This is a genomic window from Micromonospora sp. B9E7 (assembly GCF_039871815.1).
Taxonomy (GTDB): Bacteria; Actinomycetota; Actinomycetes; order Mycobacteriales; family Micromonosporaceae; genus Micromonospora.
Map to the genome: position 1 here is coordinate 179,117 of NZ_JBDPLX010000001.1, position 14,711 is coordinate 193,827.

At 71.4% G+C, this 14,711-nt stretch carries 9 protein-coding genes and 2 pseudogenes; 1 reads left to right on the forward strand and 10 read right to left on the reverse strand.

The annotated features are described in order from the left end of the window. Window positions 1–34: 34 nt before the first annotated feature. The 5 genes from ABGB10_RS00810 to ABGB10_RS00830 form a co-directional block, all read right to left on the reverse strand. Window positions 35–1,132 (reverse strand): branched-chain amino acid ABC transporter permease, encoded by a 1,098-nt coding sequence (locus tag ABGB10_RS00810; RefSeq protein WP_347658859.1) that lies wholly within the window; start codon window positions 1,130–1,132, stop codon window positions 35–37. Continuing rightward, window positions 1,129–2,007, reverse strand: a complete 879-nt coding sequence (locus tag ABGB10_RS00815; RefSeq protein ID WP_347658860.1) for a branched-chain amino acid ABC transporter permease — start codon at window positions 2,005–2,007, stop codon at window positions 1,129–1,131. The genes ABGB10_RS00810 and ABGB10_RS00815 overlap by 4 nt, the downstream gene beginning before the upstream one ends. Window positions 2,008–2,037: 30 nt before the next feature. After that, window positions 2,038–2,745 (reverse strand): ABC transporter ATP-binding protein, encoded by a 708-nt coding sequence (locus tag ABGB10_RS00820; RefSeq protein ID WP_278142313.1) that lies wholly within the window; start codon window positions 2,743–2,745, stop codon window positions 2,038–2,040. A gap of 71 nt (window positions 2,746–2,816) precedes the next feature. Further along, window positions 2,817–3,602, reverse strand: a complete 786-nt coding sequence (locus ABGB10_RS00825; protein ID WP_347658861.1) for an ATP-binding cassette domain-containing protein — start codon at window positions 3,600–3,602, stop codon at window positions 2,817–2,819. A 135-nt stretch (window positions 3,603–3,737) separates the two neighbouring features. After that, entirely contained in the window at window positions 3,738–4,637 is a 900-nt protein-coding gene (locus ABGB10_RS00830) for an alpha/beta hydrolase (RefSeq protein ID WP_347658862.1), read from the reverse strand. Window positions 4,638–4,821: 184 nt separating this feature from the next. Between ABGB10_RS00830 and ABGB10_RS00835 the strand changes: the two genes are divergently transcribed. Continuing rightward, entirely contained in the window at window positions 4,822–7,083 is a 2,262-nt protein-coding gene (locus ABGB10_RS00835; RefSeq protein WP_347658863.1) for a catalase, read from the forward strand. Between the two features lie 66 nt (window positions 7,084–7,149). Here ABGB10_RS00835 and ABGB10_RS00840 read toward each other — a convergent pair. The 5 genes and pseudogenes from ABGB10_RS00840 to ABGB10_RS00860 form a co-directional block, all read right to left on the reverse strand. Then, window positions 7,150–7,524 (reverse strand): annotated as a pseudogene (locus ABGB10_RS00840) (RICIN domain-containing protein); the annotation flags it as partial. A 96-nt stretch (window positions 7,525–7,620) separates the two neighbouring features. Continuing rightward, window positions 7,621–9,210: pseudogene (locus ABGB10_RS00845) on the reverse strand (serine/threonine-protein kinase); the annotation flags it as partial. A gap of 196 nt (window positions 9,211–9,406) precedes the next feature. Further along, on the reverse strand, window positions 9,407–10,279 hold the full coding sequence (locus ABGB10_RS00850) for an LLM class F420-dependent oxidoreductase (protein ID WP_347658864.1): 873 nt from the start codon (window positions 10,277–10,279) through the stop codon (window positions 9,407–9,409). A gap of 22 nt (window positions 10,280–10,301) precedes the next feature. Then, complete coding sequence (locus tag ABGB10_RS00855; RefSeq protein ID WP_347659226.1) at window positions 10,302–12,356, reverse strand: MMPL family transporter; 2,055 nt, start codon at window positions 12,354–12,356, stop codon at window positions 10,302–10,304. A 41-nt stretch (window positions 12,357–12,397) separates the two neighbouring features. Continuing rightward, window positions 12,398–14,560, reverse strand: a complete 2,163-nt coding sequence (locus tag ABGB10_RS00860) for an MMPL family transporter (protein WP_347658865.1) — start codon at window positions 14,558–14,560, stop codon at window positions 12,398–12,400. Between the last annotated feature and the right edge of the window lie 151 nt (window positions 14,561–14,711).

Consider the following 14,711-nt stretch of genomic DNA (forward strand, 5'->3'; position numbering starts at 1 on the left):
GGGGCGCCCGGCCGGGGCCGGGCTCAGAAACAGCTCAGGAACGCCGGGCCCGCAGGCGCCGACCAAGACGGGACAGCAGTCCCTGCACGCCACCGGGCGCGGCGATCATGACGACGATCAGGGTGAGGCCGAAGATCGCCAGTGGGAGGTTGCCCTCCAGCCGCTGCGCCACCGCGGGCGACAGCGTGAGCAACTCCGTCACGGAGTGGGTGAGGTCGGGCAGGGCGACCAGCAGGACAGCCCCCCACAACGCGCCGCTGAGCCGGCCGAGACCGCCGATCACCACGGCCATCAGCAGGAACAGCGACAGGGTCAGCGAGAACGCCCCCGGGGAGACGCTCTGCGCGAGGACCGCCAGCAACGCGCCGCCGAGCCCGGCGGTGGCGGCACTGACCACGAACGCGAGGACCTGGGTGCGGGCCACGTGGATGCCGGCGAGACGCGCCGCCACCTCGTCGTCCCGGACCGCCCGGAAGGTCCGCCCGTACCGGCTGCGGATGAGGTTGGCCAGCAGAAGCAGGGCGAGCAGAGTCGCCGCGCCGGTGAGCCAGAGCTGCCACCGCTCGTACGGGAAGTAGGGGCCGAGCGCCAACGGCGGCGGCTCCACCGGCACGGACAACCCCTGCTCGCCGTTGAACACGCCGTCGAAGCTGACGGCCAGCGCCGGCACGACGATGGCCACCGCGAGGGTGACCCCGGCCAGGTACGGGCCACGCAGCCGGGCCGCGGCCACACCTACCAACGCGCCCACCGCGACCGTGCTGACGATCGCCGCGACCAGCGAGAGCGGCAACAGCCAGCCGCCGGTCATCCCGCGGTCGGCGAACGCGTTCTGGCACAGAGCCACGGAGTACGCGCCGGTGGCCATCAACGCCCCGTGCCCGAGCGACAGTTGCCCGTTGAGGCCGGTGAGGACGGTCAGCCCGGCGGTCGCGCAGAGGTAGGCCGCCACGGTGGCGAGTTGGAAGTTCCGGAACGGCTCGACGGCGTAGCTGACCCCGACCAGCAGGAGCCCGACAGCGAACACGATCACGAGGTGGCGCAACAGGGTCGAGCCGCGTCGCCGGTCGACGGGTCGGCCCGTGTCGACCAGTTGCCGTTTCGGCGGCAGGGCCGCCCTCGTGGCGCTCACACCCGCCTCGCCGAGACCGGGGCGAACAACCCACCGGGCCGGACCAACAGCACCGCCAGCAGCAGGACCAGCACCGCGAGCGGCGTGAGATCACTGCCGGCGTAGCCGCTCACGTAGGAGAGCAGCAGACCCACCACCAGACCGCCGACCACCGCACCCGGCGGGCTGTCCAGGCCGCCCACCACCGCCGCCGTGAACGCCGAGACGAACACCAGGTCCATGGCGTGCGGGTGCAGGCCCAACTCGGTCGGGATGACCAGCATGGCGGCCAGTGCGCCCACCCCGGAGGCCAGCGCCCACCCGAGGGTCAACATGCCACCGACGTTGACCCCGAGCAGCCGGGACACCTCGGGCGCGAAGGCCGCCGCGCGCATCCGCAACCCCACCGGGGTACGCGCGAACATCCACGCGAGGCCGCTGACCACCACCCCGATCGCGGCGAAGACGAACAGGTCGTACGGCGACAGCACGGCGACCCCGCCCACGCTGAGGGCGGACCGGCTGAACGGCGCTTCGGCGGGACGGAACTCGTTGCCGTAGACCATGCCCAGCACGGCCTGGATCAACAGCACCAGCCCGAGCGCGACGATCACCGGGTTGAGCGGTGAGGCATGGTCGACGTGCCGCATCACGACGCGGTCCACCAGCGCACCGAGCAGCAGGCCGGCGACGATCGCGACCACGAAGCCCAGCCAGTAGGAGCCGGTCGCGGCGGCGACTGTGTACGCGACGTACGCGGCGGCGACGGCCATCGCCCCCTGGGCGAAGTTGACGACCCGCGCCGCCCGCCAGATGAGCACCAGGGCCAGCGCGAACGCGGCGTACACCGCGCCCCGGGACAGGCCGTCGACGGTGAGGAAGACGAAGCGGTCCAACAGTCCTCCCTCCGGGGGACGAGGTGGTGGTCAGAAACCGAGGTACGCGTGGCGCAGGTCGACGTCGTCGCGTAGCTGCACCGCCGGGGCGGCGATCACCACCCGGCCGAGGGACATCACGACGCCCTGGTCGGCGACGGCGAGCGCGCTGCGCACGTTCTGCTCGACCAGCAGGACGGTCAGGCCGGTGCGGTCGCGCAGCTGACGCAGCAGCGCCATGGTCCGGGCGACCACCCGTGGCGCCAGGCCCAGCGACGGCTCGTCCAGCAGCAGCAGTCGGGGTCGGCCGACCAGGGCCCGGCCGAGCGCGAGCATCTGCCGCTCACCGCCGGAGAGCTGATGGCCGAGGTGCCGGCGGCGTCGAGCCAGCGGCTCGAAGAGCTGGTAGACCTCGTCGAGGGCCCGTCCGGCGTCGGCCCGGTCGCGCCGCCACAGCCCGCCGAGGCGTAGGTTCTCGTCGACGGTCAGCTCGCTGATCACGCCCCGCCCCTCCGGCACGTGCGCCATGCCGCGCCGGACCAGCTGCTCCACCGGCGTACCCCGGAGGTCTTCCCCGGCCAGGAGGACCTGGCCGGCGGCCGGGCGGATCATGCCGGAGAGCGCGCGCAGCAGGGTCGTCTTGCCGGCGCCGTTGGCACCGACGACCGCGGCGATCGTGCCCGCCGGCACGGTGAGGTCGACCGCCTGCAGCACCGGCGCGGCGCCGTAGCCGGCCACCAGCCCGCGCACGACGAGCAGATCGGTGCCGGTCGCCGGGCCATCCTTCGTTCGCGACTGCGGGGCTCGCAAACCCGGCTCACTCCTCGCGCTCACGGGGCGGCCTCCTCGACGGTGGCGCCGAGGTAGGCGTCGGTGACCGCCGGGTCGTCGCGGACCTCGTCCGGGGTGCCGGCGGCGATCACCCGGCCGAAGTCGAGCACCACCAACTCGTCGCAGACCGCCATCACCAGGTCCATGTGGTGCTCGACGAGGAGCACGGCGCAGGGATCGGTGTCCCGCCGGGGCAGTTGCCGGATCAGCTCCGCCAGCTCGGCGATGTCGTCGGCGCCGAGGCCGCCGGCGGGCTCGTCGAGCAGGAGCAGCCGGGGTCGGGCGGCGAGCGCGCGGGCCAGGGCGACCCGCTGGCGTACCGCGAAGGGCAGTGTGGTCGGTGCGGCCTCGGCGTGTGCGGCGATCCCCAGGTCATCGAGGATGTCCAGGGCGTGCTGGCGCAGCCGGCGCTCGTCGCGGTCGCTGGCCGGCAGCCCGAGCAGCGCCGGGACGAAGCCCGCCCGAGCGGTGTGCGAGGCGCCGGTCATCACGTTCTCCAGCACGGTCAGACCGGCGAAGAGCCCGGTGCCCTGCAGGGTCCGGGCGATGCCGAGCCGGGTCAGCCGGTGCGGTCGCGGGCGTAGCGGCCGGCCGTCGAGGGTGAGTGAGCCCGTCTCCGGCGCGACGAAGCCGCAGATCACGTTGAACAGCGTGGTCTTGCCCGCGCCGTTGGGCCCGATCACGCCGACCACCCGGTTGGGTGGCACCCGCAGCGAGACGTCGTCGAGGGCGGTGAGGCCGCCGAAACGGACGCCGATGTGGTGCAGTTCGAGGCCGCGCTCCATCACCCATCCCTCTGTCGTGGCGGGTGTTTATTTACACTCGCAGTGTACGTTTCTCGGGTATCGCGTCAAGACCTTCAATGCCCCGACCGCACGTGGACGGGGCGGCCGCCATCGGCGACCGCCCCGAGACCACGATCAGGAGCTGGGACAGGTGTTGCGGTACTCCTCGATGGCCGAGCCGCTCGGGCCCGGGCAGAGGAACTGCTCGTAGCGGGTGTCGTCGTCGACGAACCGCTTCAACCAGGCCACCATCTGCCGGGCGGTGGGCGTGTTCGTCGTCTGCGGGAAGAAGTGGCTCGCCCCGTTCAACTCCAGGTACGCCTTCTCGGCGGAGGCCGGGATGCTGTTGTAGAACGGCACCGAGTGCGACGAGACGGGCGCGACGCTGTCGCTCTCGCCACCGATGATCAGCGTGGGCACGCGCAGCTCGGACCAGCTCTTGTCCAGGTTCCACGGCGCCAGCGGCACCGCGGCCTGCAACGACGGCCGCGACGACGCCGCCTCCAGACTGCCCCCGCCACCCATGGAGTGACCGGCCACCGCGAGCCGGCTGCTGTCGATCCGGCTGCGCACCGAGCTGCGTTCGGTGAGGTAGTCGAGCGCGGCGAGCAACTGCCGGCCCCGGCTGTCCGGCTGGTCCAGCCGGGTGTTGGTCTCGATGCCGATCACCACAAAGCCGTGCGAGGCGATGCGCGGCCCGAGCCAGCTGATGCTCGACCAGGAGGCGGTGTAACCGGGTGAGATCGCGATGGCGCCGAAGGTGCCCTCGCTGGTGCTGGTCGGGTAGTAGATGACGCCGCCGCCGAAGCCGGTGACGCTGAGCGAGGACACGCTCTGCGACGCCGTCGCGAAGGGGCCGCGACTGGCCTCCAGGATGGCGGTGGTCGGGGCGGGGCCCCGCTCGTACGGGCCGGCGGCCTGGGCGGCGCCGGTCGATCCGGCCACGACGCCGCCTGCGGCCAGGACGGCGGCCAGCGCGAGCCGGGTGGCGCGGGCTGCGACGGAACGGGGACGGGTGGTGGTTGGTGAGGACACGTCGGGCACTCCCTAGGGTCGAGGGATATCGACGTGTGTCAGTTTTGATTCCTGCGCGGATCCTCGCATCGGCGAAATCACCAGTCCCGGCGACACATGCCGGCTTCGGTTGTGTTTCGGCCCCCTGACCAGGGGTAGCAGGGCAACCGCCGGCTCACACACGCACCATGGAGAGGTTCGTCCAGTGGATTCCAGCAAGCCCGCCGAGGCGGTCAAGAACGCCGTGAAGACCGCCTCCGGAAAGATCGCCGACGCCCTGAACCCGGATGTCCCGGGTGCGCCGGGAAGCGCCCCACCATCCGTCGAGGAACCGACGACCCCGCACGACCCGCTGCCGCCAAAGCCGGAACAGGGGGCACCGCAGACGCGTACGCCGACCGGCGCCGAGACCGGCGCGCCGCCCACCGTGAAGAGTCAGCAGGGCGCCTACCTCACGACCGCCCAGGGCGCGCGGCTACGCGACACCGACCACTCGCTCAAGGCCGGACCGCGTGGCCCGGTGCTGCTCCAGGACCACCACCTGCGCGAGAAGATCACGCACTTCGACCACGAGCGCATCCCCGAGCGGGTGGTGCACGCGCGGGGCGCCGGCGCGCACGGCGTGTTCACCGCGTACGGCACCGCCGAGGCGGTCACCCGGGCCGGCTTCCTGAAGAAGGGGCGGGAGACCGACGTCTTCGTACGCTTCTCCACCGTGCTCGGTTCGCGTGGTTCGGCCGACACCGTCCGCGACACCCGGGGCTTCGCCACGAAGTTCTACACCGACGAGGGCACCTTCGACCTGGTCGGCAACAACATGCCGGTGTTCTTCATCCAGGACGCCATCAAGTTCCCCGACATCATCCACGCCGGCAAACCGCACCCGGACCGGGAGATCCCGCAGGCGCAGAGCGCCCACGACACCTTCTGGGACTTCGTCTCACTGCACACCGAGGCGCAGCACCACACGCTGTGGAACATGTCCGACCGGGGCATCCCGCGCTCGTACCGCACGATGGAGGGCTTCGGCGTGCACACCTTCCGCCTCGTCAACGAGGCCGGGGAGACGGTGCTGGCCAAGTTCCACTGGAAGCCGAAGTTGGGCGTGCACTCCCTCACCTGGGAGGAGGCCCAGATGTTGAGCGGGATGGACCCGGACTTCCACCGTCGGGACCTCTACGACGCCATCGAGGCCGGCGCGTACCCGGAGTGGGAACTCGGCATCCAGGTCTTCCCCGACACTCCCGAGGAGACCTTCGCCGGCATCGACCTGCTCGATCCGACGAAGATCGTGCCGGAGGAGCTGGCCGAGGTGCAGCCCATCGGCAAGCTGGTCCTCAACCGGACCCCGACGAACTTCTTCGCCGAGACCGAGCAGGTGGCCTTCCACCTCGGTCACCTCCCGCCGGGCATCGACGTCACGAACGACCCGCTGTTGCAGGGCCGGCTCTTCTCGTACGTCGACACGCAGCTCACCCGCCTGGGCGGGCCGAACTTCTCACAGATCCCGATCAACCGCCCGCACGCGGCGGTGAACGACATGCTGCGCGACGGCTTCCACCAGCACGCCGTGCACGCGGGTGTCGCGCCGTACCGACCGAACTCGCTCGACGGCGGCAACCCCTTCCCCGCCGGGGACGCCGAGCACGCGTTCGTCGACGTGCCGGTCACCGTCGCGCAGGCGCCGAAGGTGCGGGCGAACCCGGCCTCGTTCGACGACCACTACAGCCAGGTACGCCTGTTCTGGTCGAGCATGTCGCCGGTCGAGAAGGAGCACATCATCCGGGCGTACACCTTCGAGCTGGGCAAGTGCTACCACCAGGCGATCAAGGAGCGCCAGCTCCAGTGCCTCGCCAACATCGATCCGGTGCTGTGCGAGCAGGTCGCCACCGGTCTGGGCCTGCCCGCCCCGCAGCCCACCGTGCCGTTGGCCGACGTCACACCCAGCTCGGCGCTGTCGCAGGTCGGCCGGGAGTGGCCGAGCGACGGTCGTACCGTCGGGATCGTGGTCGACCCGGACGGTGACCTGGACGCTGTCGCCGACGTGCGCCGGGCCGTGTTCGAGGCCGGCATGGTGCCGCTGCTGATCGCGCCGCACGGCGGCATGGTCGGCGGCATGCCGGTCCAGCGGACCTTCGCCACCGGCCGGTCGGTCGAGTTCGACGCAGTCCTGCTGGCCGCAGCTCCGGCACCCGCCCCGGATGCCCTCCCCACCCGCGACGACAAGGCTGGCCGGCCCGGCCCGGCAGCCGTGGATCCCCGTGTGCTGCTGCTCGTCGAGGAATGCTGGCGGCACGCCAAGGCGATCGGCGCCTGGGATGCCGGCGTCACCGTGCTGGAGCAGGTCGGGGTGACCGGCACCCCCGGCGTCGTCGCGGCGGGCTCCGGTGCCGAGGCACTGACGGCGGTGCGGCGGTTGATGGCCGCACACCGGGTGTGGGAACGGTTCCCGGCCTCGGTGGCCTGACCCGACCAGTGAACAAGGGCCGTCCCCCGCTCTGCCGGGAGGACGGCCCTCGTCGGTGTCGTGGCGCTATCGCCGGGTCCACTGCAGATGGCTGGCGCCGACGCCACAGCCGCGCTGCTCGATCAACGCCCCGTTCGCGGTGCTCTGACCGACCGCGCCCAGGCACAGTCCGCTGTGCGCGTTCACCAGGTGCCGATCAGGATCCAGGGTGAACTGCTGCGCCGGGGTCGTGTTGCAGGTGGTGAGTTGGATCGCCGCACCGGCGTCGCTGGACGCACCGAGCACGTCCAGACAGCGTCCGCCCAGTTGCACGCTGCCGTCCGACCGCATCGTCCACACCTGGTTGCGGGCCCGGTCGTCCCGGCAGTCCCAGAGTTGGAGCCGGACCGGATCCGGTGAGTCCGGTGCCGCGATGTCCAGGCACCTGTTGCTCGCCACCCCGACGAGCCGGTAACCCGACCGTGCCGGGGGCGGCGGCGCACTGGACGTCGGCGACGTGCTGAGGTCGGGCTTGGCGGACGGAGTGGTGCCGTCCGCCGTCGACGCCGGCCGGAAGCCCGCGGTGACCTCGCGAAACGTGTCAGCCCCCGCCGCCCAGTCGGCCTGCGGCGTGAGCCACGCGATGCTGTAGCCCTGACGCTTCGCCGTCGTGAAGGTCCGCTGGCGCGCGTGCATCGCCGTGCCCGCCTCGCTGGTGTAGACCCACTCCAGGTCGGCGGCCTTGAGCTGGTAGTTGACGGCGTGCAGCTCGACCCGGCGGAAGTCGCGGTACCGCTCGCCGACGGCCGCACTGCCCAACTCGGCCAGCGGATCACCACGAGGCGAGTCGGTCTGGCCGACGACGAGCCGCCGTTCGCCGTTCGGCTCGCGGAACTCGACCTGCTGGCCGCGCCGGACGACCTGCCAGTCGCGCGGCGCCGGCAGGGCGAAGCCGGTGCCGTCCCGGTAGAGCGACCACGAGATCGGTGCGGGCGTCGCGGTGACCGGTGCCGTGCCGGGCGTCGACGCCGCGCCCGGTGCGGCGGCCTCCACCAGCTCCGCTCCGCTGCCCGCCGACCGCGACGGGCGGCGGTTGGCCAGTGGAATCCCGATCACCAGGCCGAGCGCGACCAGGGCCGCCAGGCCACCGAGCAGCCAGGTCCGCCGCCGGCCGGCCGAGCTCGGCCCGTCGCCGTCCGCCGTGACGTCGACCGGCGGGCGGGGTACGTCGGACGCGCCGATCGCGCGCGACACGGTCACCGCCGCACCCGAGTCGAGCGCGGTGGTCGCGGCCGGGCGCCACGTCACGGCGATGGGCCCCGGTGTGCCGTCGAGCACCCCGCGCAACAACCGCTCGGCGGTGTCGGCGTCCATCCGCTCGTCCGGATCCTTGCGCAGCAGGCCGGCCAGCACCGGGGCGAGTGGTCCGGCCTGTCGCGCCGTCGGGGGTGGTTCGGTGACCAGCGCGGTGAGGCTCATCAGGCTGGACGGCCGGGCGTACGGCGACTGGCCCTCGACGGCGGCGTACAGGGTCGCGCCGAGCGACCAGATGTCCCCCTCCGGACCCACCGTGCCGCGCATGGCCCGCTCGGGAGAGACGTACGCGGGCGAACCGAGCACCACACCGCTGAGGGTCAGGTTCACGTCCTCGACGGCGGTGGCCAGGCCGAAGTCGGTGAGCACGATCCGGCCGTCCGCGCCGACGAGGATGTTTGCCGGTTTGACGTCGCGGTGCATGATCCCGGCGCGGTGGGCGGCGCGCAACGCGCCGAGCACGGCCAGCCCGATCTCGGCCGCCCGCACCGGCGGGACGGGGCCGTCGGTGGTGATGGTGTCGTGCAGCGACCGGGACGGCACGTACTCCATCACGATCTGCGGGTCACCGTCGGCACTCAACAGAACATCGAAGACCCGGACGACGTTTACGTGGTCGAGCTGCGCGATGGCCCGGGCCTCTCGAAGTGACCGGATCCGCAATTCCTGTCGCGCCTCATCGGTCAGGCCGGACGGTGGAACGATTTCCTTGATGGCGACGTCCCGTTGCAGCATTCGGTCGCGGGCTTTCCACACTCGACCCATTCCGCCCTGGCCGATGAGCTCGACGACCTCATACCGATCGGTAACAAGAAGCGGTGACATCTGCGACACCCGGAGAGGCTACCTGCCATGCCGTCGAACAATTTCCGGCAGTGGAGATAAACCACCGCATGTGATCCGACTCATCCTCGCCGGAAAGGTCTCTTGTAGAGCCGAATGCGGTGCGGGCGCACCGTTGATCTACCAGGAGTTGGCCCATTGTTCACCGTGGCCGCCCACCGGGGCCGCCCTCACCGTGGCGGCGGAATCAGCCGACGTCGGCCAACCGGGGCAACACCTCGTCGCCGAGCCGCCGGGCGAACTCGACCGGGTGCCGATCCGGCGTCACCTGCACCTCGCTCACACCGAGCGCGGCGTACTCGGACACCTCGGCGAGGAACGCGTCGACGTCGTCCAGCGGCGCCCGGGAGGCGACCACCGTCTTCTCGATGGTGTCGTAGTCGCGGCCCTCGGCGGCGCAGTGCCCGCGCAGCACGTCCAGCTTGCGCGCGATGTCGTCGATTCCGCCGCGACCGAACAGGTTGCAGGCATCGGCATAGCGGGCCACCAGCAACAGGGTCTTCTTCTCGCCCCCACCACCGATCATGATGGGCGGGTGCGGGCGGCTCAACGGCTGCGGTGAGTTGATGGTCTCGGCGAGCTGGTAGTGCTTTCCGTTGAACGGGCCGTCGTCGGCACTCCACATCTGCCGGCAGATGCGCAGCGTCTCCTCCAACCGCTCGAACCGCTCGGCCACCGGGACGACCGGCACACCCAGCCCGAGTTGCTCCCGCTCGTACCAGGAGGCGCCGATGCCGAGACGGGCCCGCCCGCCGGAGAGCACGTCGAGGGTCGTCACGGTCTTGGCGAGCAGCCCCGGATAGCGGTACATCACACCGGTCACCAGCACACCCAGCGTCATCCGCTGAGTCTGCCCCGCGACGTAACCCAGCGTGGTGTACGCCTCCAGCATCGGCTCCTCGGCCGCGAAGACCGCGTCCATCTGGAAGAAGTGGTCCATCACCGTGAACGACGCGACGCCGGCCTGCTCGGCGGTGGCCGCCGTCTGCGCCAGGGTCGGTGCGATCGCGGTCGGGTCGGCCGGGGTCGAGTAGTTCCAGTAGTGCAGTCCGAGCTTCATGTTCGGCACCTCCGCAACGAGCCTAATGGGCCTCCAAGCCGCCTTTGGGGATAACGCGGTGGAGCCGCCCCGGCCACCAGATCCACCGGTCGAGGTCGATCGTCAACGCGGTCACCAGGATCGAGCGAACCACGATGGTGTCCAGCAGGATGCCAAGGGCGACGGCGAAGCCCAGCTCGACGAACTGAGTCAGCGGCAGGACCGTCAGCACCGCGAACGTGCCGGCCAGCACGATCCCTGCTGAGGTGATCACCCCGCCGGTCGCCGCGAGTCCGATGAGCGTTGCCCGTCGCGTGCCGTGCCGGACCGTCTCCTCACGTACCCGGGTCATCAGGAAGATGTTGTAGTCGATGCCAAGAGACACCAGGAACACGAACACGAACAGGGGGAATGAGCTGTCCGTGCCCGCGAAACCGAAGACGTGCCGGAATATCAGTGCGCTGACGCCGAGCGCCGCACCGAAGGACAGCACCACGGTCGCGGTGAGCACCAACGGGGCGATCAACGACCTGAGCAGGGCCACGAGGATGAGGAAGATCAGCGCGCAGACGATCGGCACGATGACCCTGCGGTCGTGCTGCGCCGCCCGTTGCCCGTCGAGTTTCACGGCGGTGTCCCCGCCGACCTGGGCTCGCGCGTCCGGGATCTGCCGCAGCGCCGTCCGAACCCGGTCCACGGTGGCGTACGCGGCCACACTGTCCGCCGGGTCGGTGAGCGTGCCCTCCAGGTAGGCGTGCTCGCCCTTGAGGACGGGTTCGGTCACCGTGGTGGCCTGGATGCCGGGTGTCCCGGCCAGGGCCGCGCGGACCGCCGGCCCCGCCGACCGGTCGCTGACCACCGCGAGCGGGCTTCCCGCCCCCGCCGGGAAGTGTCGACTGAGCACCTTCGCCCCGACGAAGGAGTCGTGCGCGCCCCGAAACGACTCCGCACCGGACAGTCCGGTCGCGTCCAGCCGCAGCACACCGGTCGACAGTGCCGCCAGCACGAGCGCAGTCAGCGCCCAGATCAACCGAGGCCGCCGGGCGACAAGGGCACCGAGCCTGACCCACAGCCGAGGAGCCGCCGCGTCCCGGCCGTTCAGAGCAGGGACCACCGGCCAGAACACCCAGCGTCCCGTGATCACCAGCAGTGCCGGGAAAAGGGTCATCATCACCGCGAGGCCCACCACGATCCCGATCGCGAAGACCGGGCCGAGCGCACGGGTGGCGCCCGTGTCGGCGAGGAGTAGACACAGCATCCCGGCCGCGACGGTGAGGGCGCTGGCAGCCACCGCTGGCGCTGAGCGACGGAGGGCGATTCTCATCGCCGCATGCCGATCTTCATGTCGATGCAACTCCTCCCGGTACCGGGCAATGAGCAGCAACGCGTAGTCCGTGCTCGCGCCGAACACCAGGATGGTGAGGATCGCTGCGCCGTCCGCGGTCACGGTGAGGTCGGCGTGCCGCGCCAGCAGGTAGACGACCGCCTGGGCACAGGCCAGGGCGACCCCGGCAGCGGCGACCGGGATCAGCCACAACACCGGGCTGCGGTACGTGACCAGCAGGATCACGACTACCACCGCGAACGTCGCCAGCAACAGGGTGGTGTCGAGGCCGGCGATGGCGCGGCGCTGATCGGCGGCAGCACCCGCTGGCCCGGTGACGTACACGGCGAGCCCGTCGCGGTCGTCCTGTGCGACCTCTCCGATCGAGTCGACCGCGTCGCGCGCGTCGGCCATCGGATCCAGCGGGATCGTGATCTGGGCCGCCCGCCCGTCGCTCGAGAATACCGGCCCGATGACCTGACCAGCGAGGTCTGCCCGCTGGGCGAAGGCGCGAGCGTCGCCGTCGGCCCCGCTACGATCGGCGGCGGTGAGTCCGGCGGCCCGCTCGTAGACAACGATCGCCGGCCGGCTGTCCGCGACGACGAACGACCGTTGCAGGTCCAGGACCCGGGTCGACTCGGCACTCGCCGGGAGGGACGCGCCGCGCTCGTCGCGCTGGACGTCCCCCAGCCGCCCAGCGAACACCGCGGCCACCACCACCAGGCCCAACCAGACGAACACGACGACGTACGCGCTGCGCCGGCCAGTCAGCAGGGCGGCAAGCGACCGCCTGCGTCCGACCTCTCCCTGCCCCGTCACACCCGCTCCTTGATCGGGGCGAGCGGGGTGGGCCGTCCGCCGCTGCGGGCCCGCAGGCGGCTCATCGGACGCGGGAACCACCAGATCGTGCGGCCCAGCAGGGTGACCAGTGCCGGAGTCAGCACACCTCGGACGATGGTGGCATCGATGACGATGCCAGCAGCGAGTGCGGTGGCGAACACCTTCACGTCGGTGACGGGGATCCCGGCGAGCGCGGTGAAGGCCAGGAAGAGGATCAGCGCGGCAGAGGTGACCAACCTTCCGGTCCGGCTGATGCCGGTCACCACCGAGGCCACCAGGGTGTCGCGCTCCCCCGCCGCGTTCAGCCGCAGGTGGGTCTCCCGGATCCGGTGCAGGATGAACACCTCGTAGTCCATCGACAGCCCGAACAGAAACGCGAACACCGCCATGGGTATCCAGATGGTGACCGCCCCGATGGCCGGTGTGTCGAAGAGCAGCTCACTGCCGTGCCCCTGCTGCCAGACGAACACCACCACGCCGTACGCGGCGGCGGTGGACAGGGCGTTGAGGGCCAGTGCCTTCAGCGGAAGGACGACCGAGCGCAGTGCCCGCGCCAGCACGACGAAGGTGACCGCGGCGACGAGGAGCAGGACCAGCACCAGCGACCCGTAAACCGCGTCGATGAAGTCGACGTCGGTCGCGGGTGCGCCGCCGGCGAGCACGCCGGGGGTCGCGCGGGCGGTGTCGAGGATGCCGTTGATCGCCGACCGACCCTGCTCGGCGGACGGGTCGGCAGCCGTCCAGACGTCGATGATCCGCGTGTCGCCCTGCGCCCACTGGTCCGGGGCGACGCTGCCCATGACTCCGTCGAGTTGCCGCAGTTCGCCGGTGAGCGACGGCAGCGACCCGGCGGGTACGAGCACCTCGATCGGCCGGGCGATGCCCTCGCCGAAGCCCGCGTCGACGATCCGGGCGAATGCCTGCGCGGGTGCCCCGCCCTGAGCGAGGGTCGCAGTCGCCGGTTGACCCAGCCGCAGCGCGAGCGCGGGAGCTGCCAGTGCCAGCAGGACGAACCCGCTGACCAGCACGGACGCCACCGGACGCCGGGTGGTGAACTGGGCGATCCGGGTCCAGGCCCGGCTGTCCACCTGGTGCGGACGTCGCGGACGATCCAGACGGTCGCCCCACGAGTACAGCACCACGGGCAGCAGGGTGAGCGCGACCGCGACGCTGACCAGCGGGATGAGCATCCCGGCGTAGCCGACACTGCGCAGGAATGGCACGGGCAGCACCACCAGCGCGGCCAGTGAGATGGCGACCGTCGCCCCACTGAGCGCGACCGCCCGACCCGCACCCGCCATCGCCCGGACAATCGCCGTGTGCCGGGCCGCTGCGCCGGTTTCGGCGTCCGGATCGTCGCGCTCCTCCCGCCAGCGGGTGACCACGAGCAGCGCGTAGTCGATGGCGACGCCCAGCCCGATCAGCGCCACGAGGAACTGCGCGATGAACGAGACGTCGGTAAGCGCGGTGACGCCGCGTACCAGCAGGAACGTCGTCGGAATGGCGACGGCGGCCATCAACAGGGGCACGACGGCCAACCCGCTGGCGAAGACAACGGTCAGCACGATCAGGGCACCGGCAGCACCGAGGAGGGTCTCGTAGATCGGTCCGCGCTGGGCGCCGCTGTTGCGCCCGGAGAGCACCGGCTGGCCGGTCAGTTCGACCGGTGCGCCGAGGATCCGGGCCTGATCCACGGCGGCGGTGATCCCGGGCAGCCACCTCTCGTAGGGTGCGTTCGACGGAGTCGCCGGTGGATATAGCAGTGCGATGGTGGTACGCCCATCCGCAGAGACCAACGACTCGTCGCCGGCGCCCCGGTAGAAGGCGCTCCGGCCGCCCTCCGGGGTCACCCGCGTCACCAGCGCCGACCACTGCTCACGGACGTCGGCACTGGTGACGCTCGCGCCCTCGGGCAGCGTGACGACGAGCAGCAGCGGGGCGTTGCGCCCGCCGGTCTGATCGAAACGCTGCGCGAGGGCGTCGTTCGCCTCCTGCCCCGGCCGGTCCGGCAGGCGGGTCTCGTAGCTGAGCCGGTCGATGGTGCCAGCCGCCAGCGCGCCCCCGGCCAGTGCGAGCGCCACCCAGACCAGAACCACCGGCAGCCGATGGGCGAGCACCCACCGCGTCATCCGCTCCATGGCGGCGTCCTTCCGTTCGTCGCGGGCGCCAGGGCACTGAGGACCCGGATCACCCGTCGTTTCGCAGCAGACGATGCCGGCTGCCCGGGGTCGGTGTCGTCAGGCCGGCGATGGTGATCCAGCTACCGCAGGAGGTGCACGACCAGGCGAA

Bases quoted from the DNA above. Each gene is read 5' to 3' on its own strand.
- ABGB10_RS00825 (WP_347658861.1), bottom strand. From the start codon at position 3,602: ATGGAGCGCGGCCTCGAACTGCACCACATCGGCGTCCGTTTCGGCGGC.
- ABGB10_RS00850 (WP_347658864.1), bottom strand. From the start codon at position 10,279: ATGAAGCTCGGACTGCACTACTGGAACTACTCGACCCCGGCCGACCCG.
- ABGB10_RS00860 (WP_347658865.1), bottom strand. From the start codon at position 14,560: ATGGAGCGGATGACGCGGTGGGTGCTCGCCCATCGGCTGCCGGTGGTT.